Origin of the sequence: Actinoplanes sp. DH11, assembly GCF_020873875.1 — a bacterium.
GTDB lineage: Bacteria > Actinomycetota > Actinomycetes > Mycobacteriales > Micromonosporaceae > Actinoplanes.
Map to the genome: position 1 here is coordinate 116,016 of NZ_JAHWGU010000022.1, position 14,516 is coordinate 130,531.

The 14,516-nt window shown below is 73.1% G+C and carries 14 protein-coding genes and 1 pseudogene; 4 read left to right on the forward strand and 11 right to left on the reverse strand.

The features are described 5' to 3' along the window. Positions 1–13 precede the first annotated feature (13 nt). The 9 genes from LPA41_RS28585 to LPA41_RS28625 form a co-directional block, all read right to left on the reverse strand. Positions 14–1,027: an LLM class flavin-dependent oxidoreductase gene (locus LPA41_RS28585; RefSeq protein ID WP_229073991.1), complete on the reverse strand. Its 1,014-nt coding sequence runs from the start codon at positions 1,025–1,027 to the stop codon at positions 14–16. Positions 1,028–1,052: 25 nt separating this feature from the next. Further along, a complete protein-coding gene (locus tag LPA41_RS28590; RefSeq protein ID WP_229073992.1) occupies positions 1,053–2,309 on the reverse strand; it encodes an MFS transporter in 1,257 nt (418 codons plus the stop codon). A gap of 149 nt (positions 2,310–2,458) precedes the next feature. Next, positions 2,459–3,325, reverse strand: coding sequence for a zinc metalloprotease HtpX (gene htpX / locus LPA41_RS28595; RefSeq protein WP_229073993.1), 867 nt, complete (start codon positions 3,323–3,325; stop codon positions 2,459–2,461). 117 nt (positions 3,326–3,442) lie between these two features. Further along, on the reverse strand, positions 3,443–4,900 hold the full coding sequence (locus LPA41_RS28600; RefSeq protein WP_229073994.1) for a proton-conducting transporter membrane subunit: 1,458 nt from the start codon (positions 4,898–4,900) through the stop codon (positions 3,443–3,445). Positions 4,901–4,925: 25 nt separating this feature from the next. Continuing rightward, positions 4,926–6,461 (reverse strand): NuoM family protein, encoded by a 1,536-nt coding sequence (locus LPA41_RS28605; protein WP_229073995.1) that lies wholly within the window; start codon positions 6,459–6,461, stop codon positions 4,926–4,928. Next, complete coding sequence (locus LPA41_RS28610; RefSeq protein WP_229073996.1) at positions 6,458–8,383, reverse strand: NADH-quinone oxidoreductase subunit L; 1,926 nt, start codon at positions 8,381–8,383, stop codon at positions 6,458–6,460. Before LPA41_RS28610 ends, LPA41_RS28605 begins: the two co-directional genes overlap by 4 nt. Next, positions 8,380–8,793 (reverse strand): NADH-quinone oxidoreductase subunit NuoK, encoded by a 414-nt coding sequence (nuoK, locus tag LPA41_RS28615; RefSeq protein ID WP_229073997.1) that lies wholly within the window; start codon positions 8,791–8,793, stop codon positions 8,380–8,382. Before nuoK ends, LPA41_RS28610 begins: the two co-directional genes overlap by 4 nt. After that, positions 8,793–9,368, reverse strand: coding sequence for an NADH-quinone oxidoreductase subunit J (locus LPA41_RS28620; protein ID WP_229073998.1), 576 nt, complete (start codon positions 9,366–9,368; stop codon positions 8,793–8,795). Before LPA41_RS28620 ends, nuoK begins: the two co-directional genes overlap by 1 nt. After that, the gene (locus tag LPA41_RS28625; protein WP_229073999.1) at positions 9,365–10,039 is read right to left on the reverse strand and encodes an NADH-quinone oxidoreductase subunit I; all 675 of its coding nucleotides are present in this window, start codon (positions 10,037–10,039) and stop codon (positions 9,365–9,367) included. Before LPA41_RS28625 ends, LPA41_RS28620 begins: the two co-directional genes overlap by 4 nt. Positions 10,040–10,145: 106 nt before the next feature. Here LPA41_RS28625 and LPA41_RS28630 point away from each other — a divergent pair, with 106 nt between their 5' ends. Next, positions 10,146–10,718 carry a Uma2 family endonuclease gene (locus LPA41_RS28630; RefSeq protein ID WP_229074000.1) on the forward strand — a complete coding sequence of 191 codons (573 nt, stop codon included), beginning with the start codon at positions 10,146–10,148 and terminating at the stop codon, positions 10,716–10,718. Here LPA41_RS28630 and LPA41_RS28635 read toward each other — a convergent pair. Together LPA41_RS28635 and LPA41_RS28640 are read right to left on the reverse strand one after the other, a co-directional pair. Continuing rightward, positions 10,715–11,674 (reverse strand): complex I subunit 1 family protein, encoded by a 960-nt coding sequence (locus LPA41_RS28635; protein WP_229074001.1) that lies wholly within the window; start codon positions 11,672–11,674, stop codon positions 10,715–10,717. The genes LPA41_RS28630 and LPA41_RS28635 overlap by 4 nt on opposite strands. Then, a complete protein-coding gene (locus LPA41_RS28640) occupies positions 11,674–12,408 on the reverse strand; it encodes an NADH-quinone oxidoreductase subunit C (RefSeq protein WP_229074002.1) in 735 nt (244 codons plus the stop codon). The genes LPA41_RS28635 and LPA41_RS28640 overlap by 1 nt, the downstream gene beginning before the upstream one ends. Between LPA41_RS28640 and LPA41_RS42755 the strand changes: the two are divergent. The 3 genes and pseudogenes from LPA41_RS42755 to LPA41_RS28655 form a co-directional block, all read left to right on the forward strand. Beyond that, positions 12,407–12,883, forward strand: a pseudogene (locus LPA41_RS42755) (sigma factor); the annotation flags it as partial. The gene LPA41_RS28640 and the pseudogene LPA41_RS42755 sit on opposite strands and share 2 nt — an antisense overlap. 139 nt (positions 12,884–13,022) lie before the next feature. After that, complete coding sequence (locus tag LPA41_RS28650; RefSeq protein ID WP_374238221.1) at positions 13,023–13,574, forward strand: RNA polymerase sigma factor; 552 nt, start codon at positions 13,023–13,025, stop codon at positions 13,572–13,574. Continuing rightward, positions 13,571–14,500, forward strand: coding sequence for a hypothetical protein (locus LPA41_RS28655; protein ID WP_229074036.1), 930 nt, complete (start codon positions 13,571–13,573; stop codon positions 14,498–14,500). Before LPA41_RS28650 ends, LPA41_RS28655 begins: the two co-directional genes overlap by 4 nt. The last annotated feature ends 16 nt before the right edge of the window (positions 14,501–14,516 follow it).

Genomic DNA, 14,516 nt, shown 5'->3' on the forward strand with positions numbered 1-14,516 from the left:
ATCCTAGAGAGCCTTACCGCCCCCACGCCTTCGCAATTCGCGCCAGGCTGTCCTGCCGGGTCGCCGGGTCGTAGGCCGAGCCCGCCAGGATCAGCTCGTCCGCCCCGGTCCGCTCGACAAGGGCGTCCAGGCCGGCGACGACCTCCTCGGCGGTGCCGGCGAACTGGGTGCCGGGCAGCGACTCGAGCACGGCGCGATCCAGGTCGGTGAGCTCGCGGGCGGCGGCGGTCTCCGGGGAGACCATCGGGCCGAGCCGGCCGGTGCGCAGGCTGAGCGCCATCACCCGGCTCGGGCCGGCCAGGTGATCGGCCTCCTCGGTCGTCTCCGCGGCCAGCACCGAGGCGCTCACCATCAGGTGCGGCTCGGGGAAGCGCGGCGACGGCTTGAACCCGTCCCGGTAGAGCCGGACCGCGGTGTCCACGTCCGAGCTCGTCGCGAAGTGGTAGGCGTAGCAGAACGGCAGGCCCAGCGCGCCCGCGAGCTGCGCGCCGTAGGTCGACGAGCCCAGCACCCAGATCTCCGGGTGCGTCTCCGGCGCCGGGGTGGCCCGCAGCCGCGACGAGTCGGGCACCCGGGAGTCGCCGAGCAGGCCCATCACGGTCTGGAGGTGGTCGGGGAACTGCTCGACGGTGAGGTACGGCGAGACGCCCCGGAGCGCGGCCGCGGTGGCCTGGTCGGTGCCCGGCGCCCGGCCGATGCCGAGGTCGATGCGGTTCGGGTAGAGCGCCTCCAGCAGGGCGAACTGCTCGGCGACCACGAACGGCATGTGGTTGGGCAGCATCACACCGCCGGAACCGACCCGGATGGTGCGGGTGTTCGCGGCGACGGCGCCGATCAGCACGGGCGGGCTGGTGGAGGCGACGGCCGGCATGTTGTGGTGCTCGGCGACCCAGAACCGGGCGTACCCCAGCTCGTCCGCGGTCTTGGCGATCTCGATGGTGCCGCGCAGGGCGTCGGCGCTGCCGTGCCCCTCCCGGACCGTGGCGAGATCGAGGACGGAGAGGGGTACGCGGTTCGGAGCGCTCACGTCTCGAACCTAGCGCGACGGCCGTTCAGTGCGCATGTGACGCCACCAACTCCGCCGCGGCCCGGTCGGCACGCGCCATCGCACCCTCCGGAACCGCCGCCACCAGGGCCGCGACCGCCACCACGGCACCCGCGAAGGCGAACGCCCACGGCAGGCCACCCGGCTGGTCGACGATCACCCCGGCGAGCGCGCCACCGGCGGCGCTGCCGCTCACCGAGACGGTGACCATCCAGGTGTACGCCTCGTTCATCATCGCGGCCGGCGCGAGCCGTCCCACCAGGTTGTTCTCCACGGTGAGCGCGGGGGCGATCGCGGCGCCGCCGATCACCAGGGCGGCACCCAGCGACACCGGGCCCGGCATGAACGCCAGCACGCCGAAACTCGCCGCCACCCCGCCCAGCAGCCAGGCGAACTGCCGGGTCAGCGGCATCGCCGGACGTCGCGTGCCGAACCAGATCCCGCCGATCGCGCTGCCCACACCCCAGACGCCGAGGAGCACGCCGCCCAGGGCGTCGCCGCCGCCGTGCTCGGACGCGTACGCCGGGACGATCACGCCGGCCGCGCCGAACGCGACGCCGAGCGCGGTCACGCAGACCAGCAGCGTCGGGAAGCCACCGGCCCGCAGCGGGCCGAGTCCCTTGGTGACGTGCCCGGCACCGGCGCCGGCGCGGTGCCGCATCACCGGCAGCCGGGCGATCCACCCGGTGCCCACCAGCGTCGCCACCCCGGCACTGGCCAGCGCGGCGGCCGGCTCACCGGTGACCACCATGAACGCCGAGACAAGCATCGGGCCGAGCACGAAGACCAGTTCGAACAGCGACGTCTCGGCGGCCATCGCGGCGCCGCGCAACAGGTGCCTCCCGGTGCCGACGGCGGTCATGTCGGTCCAGGCCCGGCGGATCGCCGCGGTCAGCGGAGGGTACGTGGCACCGGCCGCCGCCGATGCCGCGAAGATCCACCCCAGGGCGCCCGCGCCGCCCCGGCTGGACAGGATCAGGGCACCGAGTGCGAGCGGGTGCAGGACGGCCGTGGCGAGCAGGATGGGTGCGGCCCCGATCCGGTCGGCCAGGCGGCCGGCGATCGGGCTCACCGCCGCGCCGGCCAGCGCGTAGACGCCGCCGGCGAGACCGGCTGCCGCGTACCGCCCGGTGGCCTGCTCGACCAGGAGCAGCAGGGCGAGCGGGGTCATGCCGATGCCGAGCCGGGCCAGGATGCCGACCACCAGCAGGGTGCGGCCGCCCGGCAGGTGCAACACGCCAAGGTACTGACGCAACGCGGTCACAGGCGGAACCTCCGGCAGCTTCGAGAACGGGCTCCACCCTGGCTCGGGTAATGAGCGGAACGCGTTCCGCTGGTGACAGACGGAACGCGTTTCGAGGCTAACGCCGGAGGTTCGTCAGCAGAACCGGATCAGGGCCGTGGTGGCACGGCTCACCGCCTGGTCAGGGACGCCTGCTCGTGCAGCCGGCGGATCCGCTCGGCCATCGGCGGGTGCGTGCTGAACAGCGCCGACAGGCCGCCGCCCGCGAACGGGTTGGCGATCATCAGGTGGGCGCTGCTCGTCAGTTGCCCGTCGGCCGGCAGGGGCAGCCGCTGCGTACCGTAGTGAATCTTCTCCAGGGCACTGGCCAGCGCCAGCGGGTCGCGGGTCAGCGTGGCGCCGGAGGCGTCCGCCTGGAACTCACGGTTGCGGCTGATCGCCAGCTGGATGATCGACGCGGCGAGCGGACCCAGGATCAGCATCAGCAGGGTGCCGGCCGGGTTCGGGCTGTCCTCGTCGTCGGACCCCAGGAAGGGCAGGAAGAACGACAGCTGGGCGAGCATCGTCACGATGCCGGCCAGACCGGCCGCCACACTGGAGATCAGGATGTCGCGGTTGTAGACGTGCGACAACTCGTGCCCGATCACGCCGCGCAGCTCACGCAGGGTCAGCAGGCGGGTGATGCCCACGGTCACCGCGACCGCCGCGTGCTCCGGGTTGCGCCCGGTCGCGAACGCGTTCGGCTGCATCGACGGCGAGACGTACAGGCGTGGCATCGGCTGTCCCGCCTCCGCGGCCAGCTCCCGGACCATCCGGTGGAGCTCAGGGAACTCGGCCTCGCTCACCGGCCGGGCACCCATCGACCGCAGGGCGATCTTGTCGGACCAGAAGTAACTGAAAGCGTTGGTGGCCAGCGAGACGAACACGGCGAGCACCAGGCCGCCGCTTCCACCCAGCCAGTAGCCCACGGCCAGGATGAGGCCGGTGAGCAGTCCCAGCAGAGCCGCCGTCTTCAGGCCGTTGTGATGGCTGGACAACGTTCACTCCTCACGTCGCGGACTCGTGATCCGCACCTGGAGGAACGCCGCCGGCCTGCGCTTTCATCCACTCACACCGGTGAGTTCGCTGTGCGCCAGCTGGGCGCGAGCTGGGCGTCAGGAGAATGCGTCGAACAGCACCTGAGGGGCGAAGCCCAGCACCACGGCCACCGCCACGGCACCCGCCAGAGCCACCGCCACCGCCCGCGGCACCGGCAGGCTCGGGTGCACGGCCTCGTCCAGCAGCACCGGGTCCGTCACCGAGATGCCGATCCGGGCCGGCAGGGTGTAGAGGGTCGCCGACACGCGCACGTAGTACGCCAGGGCGATCACTGCGTTCAGCACCACGACGCCGGCCAGCCAGATCCAGCCGGCGTCCACCAGGGCGTCGACCACCGACACCTTCGCGAACAGGCCGGCCAGACCCGGCGGCAGACCGGCCAGCCCGGCGAAGGCGAGCACCAGCGCGGCACCCAGCCACGGTTTGCGCCGACCGGCACCGCGGTAGTCGGCGATCTCACCGCCGTCCGCACCCGGCAGCCGCAGCGCCACCACCGCACCGAACGCGATCAGCTCGAGGACCACGAAGAAGGCGGCGTAGACCAGGGCCGCCGCGACACCGGGCTCGCCGGGCGCGAGCGCGGCCAGGATGTAACCGGCCTGCGCCACCGACGACCACGCGAGCAGCCGCACCATGCGGGTCTGCCGGAGCGCCACCAGGTTGCCGATGGTCATCGTCAGGACGGCGAGCACCACGACGACGGCCCGGGTGTCGAGACGGGACACCACTGCCGCCAGGGCGAGGACGCCGCCGAGCTTGGAGGCGGTCGACAGGTACGCGGCCACCGGCACCGGAGCACCGTCATAGGTGGCCGGCGCCCACGCGTGCAACGGCACCGCCGCCACCTTGAACGCCAGCCCGATCACCAGCAGCGCCGCACCCACCCCGGCCAGCTGGGCGAACGGTCCCGGCCCCGGCCCGAGCGACGCCAGGTGCACGGCACCGGTCGCCGCGTAGTTGAGCGCGACCCCCAGCAGGGCCACCGCCGTGGAGACCACACTGACCAGGAAGAACGTGACCGAGGCGGACGCACCGGCGGTGGTGACCCGTTCGCCCGGCGCGAAGCGGCGCAGGCCGACCAGCACGTACAGCGGCAGGGTGAGCGTCTCCAGGCCGACGATCAGGGTGATCAGGTCACCGGCGTAGGCGACTGTCACGCCGCCTGTCATCGAACAGGCCAGCAGGAAGCAGAACTCGCCGGCCGGTGCGATCCCGAGCCGCAGCGCCGGCAGCGAGAACGCGAGCACACCGGCGGTCAGGCCGGCGAAGAGCACGGCCGTCGTCGCGGCCGGCCAGCTGGGGATCCAGGAACAGCCGCCGGTCGCGCAGAACGTGGGGTCGGCGGACACGGCGACGAGCGCGGCGGCCGCGGTGGCGAGCGTGCCGAGCAGGGTGGCGCCGGCGATCACCGCGCGCCGGCCGGTGACGAGGTCGGCGAGCAGGGCGAGGATGGCGGTCCCGGCGGCGGCATAGAGCGGCAGGAGCGCGAGGTGCCCGACGGCCTGACTGCTCACGGACGGCCTCCGTCGCGAATGGCGTTCACCGGGAGCCGCCCAGCAGGTCGACGATCGGCAGGGCGGTCCCGGACAGGATCAGCGCCGGCGCCAGGCCGACGACCAGGGTGAGCAGCACCAGCGGCGCCCAGGCGAACCACTCGGCGGCGGCGATCGACGGGCGCATCGCGCGGACCACCGGGGTGGCCGGACCGTGCGTGACCCGGCGCAGCAGGCGCAGGAAGTAGGCGGCGGTGAGCGCACCACCGACGGCGGCGAGCGCCGCGCAGGTGAGCCAGAACGGCCCGCCGGCCTGGACCGCGGCCACCACGGCGAACGCCTCACCCCAGAACCCGGCCAGCCCGGGCAGGCCGAGCGACGCGACGGCGGCGAACCCGAGCAGGCCGGCCAGCCGCGGCGCCTGCTCGCGCAGGCCGCTGAGCTGGTCGATCGAGCCCGTACCGGTCCGGTCCTTGATCGTGCCGACCAGGAAGAACAGCAGGCCGGTGATGAGACCGTGCGCGACGTTGCCGATCAGGGCCGCCTGGATGCCGGTGACCGTGAGGGTGGCGATGCCGAGCAGCACGAAGCCCATGTGCCCGACACTGGAGTAGGCGATCAGCCGCTTCAGCTCGCGCTGCCGCAGACAGATCAGCGAACCGGCGAGGATCGCGACGACGGCGAGCACGCCGAGCACCGGCGCGGCCCACGCGGCGCCGTCCGGTGCGACGCCGACACCGACCCGGATCAGGCCGTACGTGCCCATCTTCAGCAGCACGCCGGCCAGGATCACCGAGCCCACCGTCGGCGCCTCGGTGTGCGCGTCCGGCAGCCAGGTGTGCAGCGGCCAGAGCGGCGCCTTCACCGCGAACGCGACCGCGAGCAGCGCGAACACCAGGCATTGCGTGCCACGGCTCAGCGGCGGCGAACCGGTGAGCACGATCAGGTCGCCGGTGCCCGCCCGGGACACCACGATGATCACGCCGAGCAGCAGCAGCACCGAGCCGGCGAGCGTGTAGAGCACGAACTTGCGCGCCGCCCGCCGCCGGTCCGGGCCGCCCCAGCCCGCGATCACCGCGAACATCGGCAGCAGGACGACCTCGAAGAAGACGAAGAAGAGGATCAGGTCGAGCGCCAGGAAGGTGCCGAGCACCCCCACTTCGAGGACCAGGAGCAACGCGGCCAGGGTGCGCCCGGCGCCGGCTTCCGGGACCTTCTTGACGGTGTACGCGCAACAGAGCAGCGTGAGCAGCCCGGTCAGCACGATCAACGGGTACGAGACCGCGTCCACGCCTAGGTGGAAGTCCAGCCCCAGGGCCGGCACCCACGGCAGATCCAGGTTGACCCACGGGATCAGTTGCGGCACGTCGCCGAACGCCGACCAGCCGCCGGCCCGGTCCCGGAAAAACACCGGCGCGATCGTCAGCAGGAACGTGACGGCGGCGAAGACCGTCGCGACGATCCTGGCCTGCCGGTCCCGGGACGCCGGGAGCAGCGCCACCACGACGGCGCCGAGGGCCGGGACGCCGAGGATCACGGCCAGCAGGAACGACCAGGAATCGGCTGTCGTGGTGAGGGTCATGCGGCGACTCCCAGCCACGCGACGACGCCGAGCACGAGAGCGCCCAGGCAGACCAGGACCACGGCGCCCGGCAGGGCCACCCGGTGCACGTCGGCGAAGTGCCCGCCGAGGCTGCGGGTGCCGGTTCCCGCGCCGGTCACGGCGGCGTCCACGACCCGCTCGTCGCCGGCCGTCACCCACCTGGCCAGGGATCGCACCGGCGTCACCACGAGGCGGTGCTGCACGGCGTCGAGGTGGAACCCGGCGGCGAACAGCGGGCGCGCCCGGCCCAGCGCGAGCGCCGGGTCGACGCCCGGCACCGCCCACCAGATCCACCAGGCGAACCCGGCGCCCGCCACGAGCAGGAGCATCGGCAGCGCCACGGCCACACCCAGGTGCGGGTCCTCGAGCTCCAGCGAGGTGCGGAACCCGGGCGCGTAGGCGGCCAAGCCCAGCAGCGCCGACGGGACCGCCAGCACGATCAGTGGCAGGCGCATCGGGGCCGGCGGGTCGTGCGGCGCGGCCGGCACCTGGTAGCGGCCGTCGTCGAAACCGACCTCCCAGTCCGGGCCGGCCGGTCCGTGCGCCCGGTACGCCCCGAAGAAGGCCCGGAGCAGGAGGCGGGTCGCGTACCAGGCGGTGATCCCGACCGCGAACAGCGCCGCCAGCCAGACCACCCACCCGGCCCAGACCGGCACCGGCTCGCCGCCCTCGGTGGCGTGCGCGGCGGCGGTCAGCACCGTCTCCTTGGACCAGAAACCCGCCAGCGGCGGCAGGCCGGCCAGCGCGCCCAGGCCGATCACGAACGACCAGAACGTGACAGGCATGTGCGCGCGCAGCCCGCCCATCCGGGACAGCAGGTTGGTGCCCACCGCGTGGATCACCGCACCCGCCGCGAGGAACAGCAGCGCCTTGAACGCGGCGTGGGTGAGCAGGTGGAACAGCGCGGCGGCGGGTGAACCGACCGCGAGCGCCGCCGTCATGTAACCGATCTGGGAGACCGTCGACCAGGCCAGCACCCGCTTCAGGTCGTCCTGCGCGGTCGCGGCCAGCGCACCCAGCAGGATCGTGATCGCGGCCAGCACCGCGAGCACGGCCAGGGCCACCGGCGACCGCGTGAAGAGCGGGTAGAGCCGGAAGACCACCCAGACGCCGGCCGCGACCATGGTGGCGGCGTGGATCAGCGCGGAGATCGGGGTGGGGCCGGCCATCGCGTCCGGCAGCCAGGTGTGCAGCGGGAACTGGGCGCTCTTGCCGGCCACACCGGCCAGGATCAGCAGCAACGCGGCGGTCAGCGTGGCCGGGTCGTAGGGGCTGTTCAGCACGACGTCCAGATGTGCGTCGCCGGCCTCGACCACCAGCACCGCGATGCCCAGCAGGAAGCCGACGTCACCGACCCGGGTGACGAGGAAGGCCTTCACCGCGGCGGCGGGCGCCTCCGGCAGCCGGCGATCGTGACCGATCAGCAGGTAGGAGCAGGCGCCCATCACCTCCCAGCCGATCAGCAGCACGATCAGGTCGTTCGACGTCACGACCAGGAGCATCGCGCCGGTGAAGAGGCTGACCTGGGCGGCGTACGGCGCGTACCGCGGATCGTCGTGCAGGTAGGTGATCGAGTAGATCTGCACGAGCAGCGCGACCAGGCTGACCGCGAGCGCCACATAGACCACTGCCGGGTTGATCGCCACCCCGAAGCCGACGGTGATCAGCGACTCGTCCGGCAGCCCGCCGAAACTGACGATCTCCAGCCCGGTCTCGAACGACGCGCCGTCCCACAGCAGCCGCAGTGACAGGAGCAGGGCCAGTGCGGCACCCGCCACACCGAGACCCGCCGCCAGGCGCCTGCGTGCCCGGCCACCGTCGCCCGGCGCGAGCAGGAGACCGAGCAGACCGGCAAGCAGCGGTACGAGGGGAAGCAGCGGCCCGGCGACGTCGACGCTCACCCGGCCACCCGTTCCCCGTCGGCGTCCAGCCGTTCCCTGCCGATGCCCGGCTCCTCCCCGTCGGCGTCCAGCCGCACCTCGTCGGTGATCACGGCGCGGCGCATCCGGTAGTACTGCAACACGATCGCGAGCCCGACACCCACCTCGGCGGCGGCCAGCACGATCACGAAGAGCGCGAAGACGCCGCCGGTGCCGGGAGCGGCCGCGCCGGGCCGGGCCCACGCCTCGATCGCGACACCCGTCAGCGCCGACCGCAGGCTCACGTCGGCGGTCACCAGGATCAGGTTCACCGCGTTCAGCATCAGCTCGACGGCCATCAGGACCAGGATCGCGTTGCGGCGGCGCAGCACGCCGTAGACGCCGAGGCCGAAGAGCAGCGCACCGACGACGTACGGGATGACCACGTGCATCAGGCCTTCACCTCGCCGCCGGCGGTCGCCGGATCCGGGTTCGCCTGGTCCGGGTCCGGCTGCTCCGGTGTGCTCCGGCGGGCGCCGATGTCCGGGCGGGACAGGACGATCGCACCGACGAGCGCGGAGAGCAGCAGGATCGACAGCACCTCGAACGGCAGCACCCAGGCCCCGAAGATCTGCTCACCGACCCGCTCGGCGGTGCCCGGCTCCGGTTCCGGGTAACGCACCCAGCGGAACGCGTCCGCGAAGAGCACGGCCAGGCCCAGGCCGGCGCCGCCACCGATCAGCACGGCCGGGAAGGCCGGGCGGTCCAGGCCGGCGGACGGGCCGATCGGGGCGCGGGTCAGCATCACCGCGAAAAGCAGCAGCACCACCACGGCACCGACATAGACCAGGATCTGCACCCACGCCACCAGTTCGGCGCCGAGGACCAGGTAGAGACCCGCGATCGCACCCAGGCTGACCACCAGGTAGAGGCCGGCGCGCACCAGGTGGCTGCTGGTCACGACGAGCGCGCCGGAACCGACCGCGAGGGCGCCCAGCGCGAGCAGCAGCACGTCCGCGACGGTCACCGCGCCGGCTCCCCGGGGCTGGAGCCGGCGGTGTCCTCCGGGTCCGCCGGCGGCGATGGCCGGGGCGGGACGGGCTGCGCTGCGGTTGGCGGCGGAGCAGCCCGTACAGCTGCCGGTCTTGCCGTCTTCGCCGCGGTGGCCGCGCCCGGGCCCGCCGCCTTGCGCGCCGCCGTGGCCTCCTCCTTGCTCGGCTCGCCGAGCACGTCGTGCGCCGGCGGCGGAGGCACCGTGCGCATCCACTCCCCCAGCCGGTCCTTGTCGTGCAGCAGGGAGAGGACGTCGGTCTCGGCGTACTCGAACTCGGGCGTCCAGTGCAGCGCGTCGAACGGGCAGACCTCGATGCAGATGCCGCAGTACATGCAGAGCGCGAAGTCGATGTCGAACTTGTCGAGCACGTTGCGCTGCCGGGGCCGCGCCGCGCCGGGGACGACGACCTCCTCCTTGTGCGAGTCGATGTAGATGCACCAGTCCGGGCACTCGCGCGCGCAGAGCATGCAGACCGTGCAGTTCTCCTCGGACAGCGCGATCACGCCGCGGGAGCGTGGGGGCAGGTCGGGCTCGACATCCGGGTACTGCTGGGTGGTGGAGCGCCGGGTCATCGTCTTGAAGGTGACCGCCAGCCCGTCGAGCAGCCCCTTGCCGGGCACGTCTCGCTCGCCGTTATCCGTCACAAGGGCCTATCCTGCCCGGTCCGGACGGGTGACGCGACCTCGGGCTCGCCGAAATCTGGGGTACCGTCGGTGCCACGGGTGACATGACCCTCTTCCGGAGGTTCGGATGACCGCTGCGATCGAGTTCTTTCCGCGCGCCAGCGGCTGGACTACCGATGATCTTGAAGACCTTCCCGACGACGGTTTGCGCCGAGAGTTACTCGATGGAGTGCTGCTCGTGTCGCCTTCCCCCACGGACATCCACCAGATCATCGCCATGCGTCTCGGCGTCGCGCTCGAGGAGACCTGCCCGAGCGACCTCCAGGTGACACAGGGCGTCGAGATCAGGATCAGTCCCACCCGGTCGTTCATCCCGGACGTGCTGGTGGCGACGGACGAGGCCGCTCGGCGCCGCGGGCGCTACTACACCCCCAAAGAGGTCGTGCTCGCCGTCGAGATCGTGTCGCCGACCTCGCTCGCCATGGACCGGGTGATGAAACCCGCGCTCTACGCGTCGGCGGGCATCCCGTACTACTGGCGGATCGAGACGACGAACGGCATCGCCGTGCACGCGCAGGAGCTGGATCCGGCGCTGGGCGTCTACCGGCCGGTTGAGCTCTTCGACGCCCGGATCCGCACCCTCGAACCGTGGCCGATCGACATCCCGGTCAAGCGGCTCACCCCTCGCCACATGCTCTAGGTCAGGGCCTTCACGGCGGCCGTCAGGACCAGTTGGGCCAGGGCGGTCGGGACCAGGACCAGCCAGCAGAGGCGTTGCAGCTGGTCCTCGCGCAGGCGGGGGTAACTCACCCGCAGCCAGATGATCACGAAGGACAGGGCGAAAATCTTCAGCAGGGTCCAGAGCCAGCCGAGCTGGTCGGGGTTGGGGCCGTGCCAGCCGCCCAGGAAGAGGACCGTGGTCAGGGCCGCGATCACGACGATGCCGACGTACTCCGCCAGCAGGAAGAACGCGAAGCGCAAGCCGGTGTACTCGGTCATGTAGCCGAACACCAGCTCCGAGTCGGCGATCGGCATGTCGAACGGCGGGCGGCGGATCTCGGCGAGGCCGGCGATGAAGAAGACGAGCGCGGCCGGGGCCTGCCAGATCAGCCACCACGGCTGCCACGCCTCGACGATGCCGGGCAGGCTGAGCGTGCCGGCGGCCATCGCGACACTCGCCGCCGACAAGACCAGCGGCAGCTCGTAGCCGAGCAGCTGCGCGGCGCCGCGGACGCCGCCGAGCAGGCTGTACTTGTTCGCCGACGACCAGGCGGACATCAGCACCGCCACCACGCCGATCCCCATCACGGCGAGGACCAGGAACAACCCGATGTCGAGACGCTGGGCGACGAGGCCGCCGGGTCCGAGCGGGATGGTCAGGAAGATGACGAGGTACGGGAAGAGGGCCACGATCGGGGCCAGCCGGAACACCGCCCGGTCCGCCTCCCGCGGGGTCACGTCCTCCTTCTGCACGAACTTCACGCCGTCCGCGACGAGCTGGGCCCAGCCGTGGAAGGCGCCCGCGTACATCGGGCCGAGCCGGCCCTGCATGTGCGCCATCACCTTGTGCTCGGCCTGCCCGACGACGAGCGGGAGCACCAGGAACGCGGCCATCACCGCGACGACCCGGATCAGCAGGTCCAGCCAGAGCGGCATCAGTCGGTCCCCTCACCGGTCCGCGGCGGGCGCTCGGTCGCGGGACGAGCCGGGCGCTCTGCGCGGGGCGGGCGGTCCGCGGCCGGGCGGGCTGGGCGTTCGCCGCGGGCCGGACGCTCCGGTGGCGGGACCTTGCCTTTCAGCGGGCCCCACTCGTTCGGGTCCGGCACGCCGGGCGGGCGCATCGGCGCACGTTTCGCGGCGCCGCCCTCCGACTCCCCCGGCTCCTTCGCGCCCGGCCACGGCTTGGCGACGCGCGAGGCCAGCACGAACTCCTTGCGCAGCGGATGCCCCTCGAACTCCGGCGGCAGCAGCAGCGGCCGCATGCCGGGGTGGCGGGCGAACGTGATGCCGAACATCTCGTACGTCTCCCGCTCGTGCCAGTCCGCGCCCGGATAGAGGTCCACCAGCGACTCGATCTCCGGGTCGGCGCGCGGCACCCGGGCGCGCAGCAGCACGCCGTGCCGGCGCCGGGTGGACCAGAGGTGCGCGATCACGGTGAAACCGTCGTCCAGCTCGTCCACCGCGGAGAGCCAGTCGAAGAAGTCGCAGCCGATCGCGCCCGGGTCGCGGGCCACCTCGGCGGCGTGCCACCATCGGGCCGGCGGCACGTCGACGACGGCGCGGGCGTGACCGGGGCCGCCCCCGGTGACACCTGTCGCGACGGCACCGGTCGCCGGGTCGTCCGTCGCCAGCAGCGCGGCCAGGCGGTCACCGACCTCTTCGGGCGTCATGCGCCACATCCTATGGGCCACCCGGGCCGCGCAACGTTCCGCCGGGCACGGACGTGTATTCCGCGTGACCGCCATCGCCGAACCGGAGACACCCATTCCCGCCCGAGACGAACCGCCCAGCTTCGACGAGGTCTACGCCGCTCACTACACCGATCTCGCCGTGCAGTTGTACGCGTACTTCGGCGATCGGCAGGAGGCCCAGGACGTGGCCCAGGAGGCGTTCTGCCGCGCGCTGGCCCGATGGAACACCCTCATCGGGTACGACGACCCGGTCGCCTGGATCCGCCGGGTCGCCGGGAACCTGGCGGTCAGCCGCTGGCGCCGGGCCCGGACCGCGATGAACTTCCTGCGCCGGCAACGCCCGGGCGAACCGCAGACCGACGGCCCGAACCCAAAACGGGTCGCCCTGCTCGCCGCGCTCGGCACCCTGCCGCCGGCACAGCGCCGGGCGATCGTGCTGCGGTACCTGGCGGACCTGCCGGTGGCGGAGATCGCCCGGCGGGAACGTGTCGCCGAGGGAACCGTCCGGCCGGGTGACCACCGCGGCAGCCGCGGCGGGCGCGGTGAAGGTTTTCCGGCGGCCTGCGCAACCGGCCGCCGGGTCCGGGCGTGTAGTGGCCGTGACAGCCATCGCCGGAGCCGGAACGGAGACGCGGATCGCCGTGCGCCACGAACCGCCGTCGTTCGACGAGGTCTACGCCGCGCACTACGCCGACCTCGTCGTGCAGCTCTACGCCTACTTCGGCGACCGCCAGGAGGCGCACGACGTGGTCCAGGAGGCGTTCTACCGGGCGCTCCTGCGGTGGAAGACCGTCACCGAGTACGACGACCCGGTCGCCTGGATCCGCCGGGTGGCCTGGAACCTGGCGGTCAGCCGGTGGCGCCGCGCGCGGACCGCGTTGAGCTTCCTGAGCCGGCAACGCCGGGTGGAGGCGCAGACCGAGGGGCCGGGCCCGGAACGGGTCGCGCTCGTCGACGCGCTCGCCACGCTGCCGGACACCCAGCGCCGGGCGCTGGTCCTGCATTACCTGGCGGATCTGCCGGTGGCCGAGATCGCCCGGCGGGAACGCGTCGCCGTCGGGACCGTGAAGTCCTGGCTGCACCGGGGCCGGGCCGCACTCGCGACCCGGCTCGACGTCACCGACAGCGCCGGAGGTGCGCGATGAGCGACAAGATCGAGCAACTCTTCGCGGATCTGCGGGCCGAGACGCTCACCACCGTGGTCCCGCCCGGCACCGGGCCGCTGCGCCGGGCCGCGCGGCGACGCCGGACGGTCCTCCCGGTCACCGCCGCGGCGGCCGTGCTGGCGGTGACCGGGCTCTCCCTGGTGGTCCGCCCGGGCGACTCCCCGGCACCGCCTGCCGCACCGGTCGGCGCCGGCCCTGGCCACGACAGCCGGACACTGGAGGAGGAGGTGTCCCGGAAGCTGGGTCTCGACCCCGCGTTGCGGACGCTGGGGAACGTCGCGGTCAGCACGGCGAACGGCCCGCAGGAGGAACGCCGCACCCTGCCCGGCGGCAGCTACGACGTGCGCCTGGCCTGTTTCGGCACCGGCTCGATGCACGTCACGGTGACCGCGGGGCGGCCTCCCGCCACGTCCCCGGCATCGGTGCCCTGCGACGACGCCGACCGGTCCACCGTGATCACGGTGCCGATCACCGTCCCCGGCGGCGGCGCCGTGACCGTGCGGGTCGTGCCGGAGGTGAGCGGACCGGGCCGGGCCGGCTTCGGGTACGCCATCGAGATGGCGCAGGCGGACCGGCTCCGCCTGCAGCTCCGCGCCCGGGACGCGCTCGCCGGCACCCCGCGGCACGCCTTCCTGGCGATGGAGGGCGGGATGGCGTACGAGGACCCGGGCGACGCCGACCGCCGGCGGATCCGGGCCGTCTGCGTGGGACTGGGCACCGCCACCCTCCGGGTCGGCGCCGCCGGGGGCGAGGCCGTCAGCGAGGCCCCGATCCGGTGCGCGACCGACAACCCGCCGGTGACCACGCTGGACTACGACCGGGCCGGGCCGCTCATCGCCGGTGTGGTGCCGGACGCCGAGACGATCGGGCGGGCGGCGGGGGCGCTCACCGTCGAGCCGTCCTGACCGGGCCGCCGGTGGA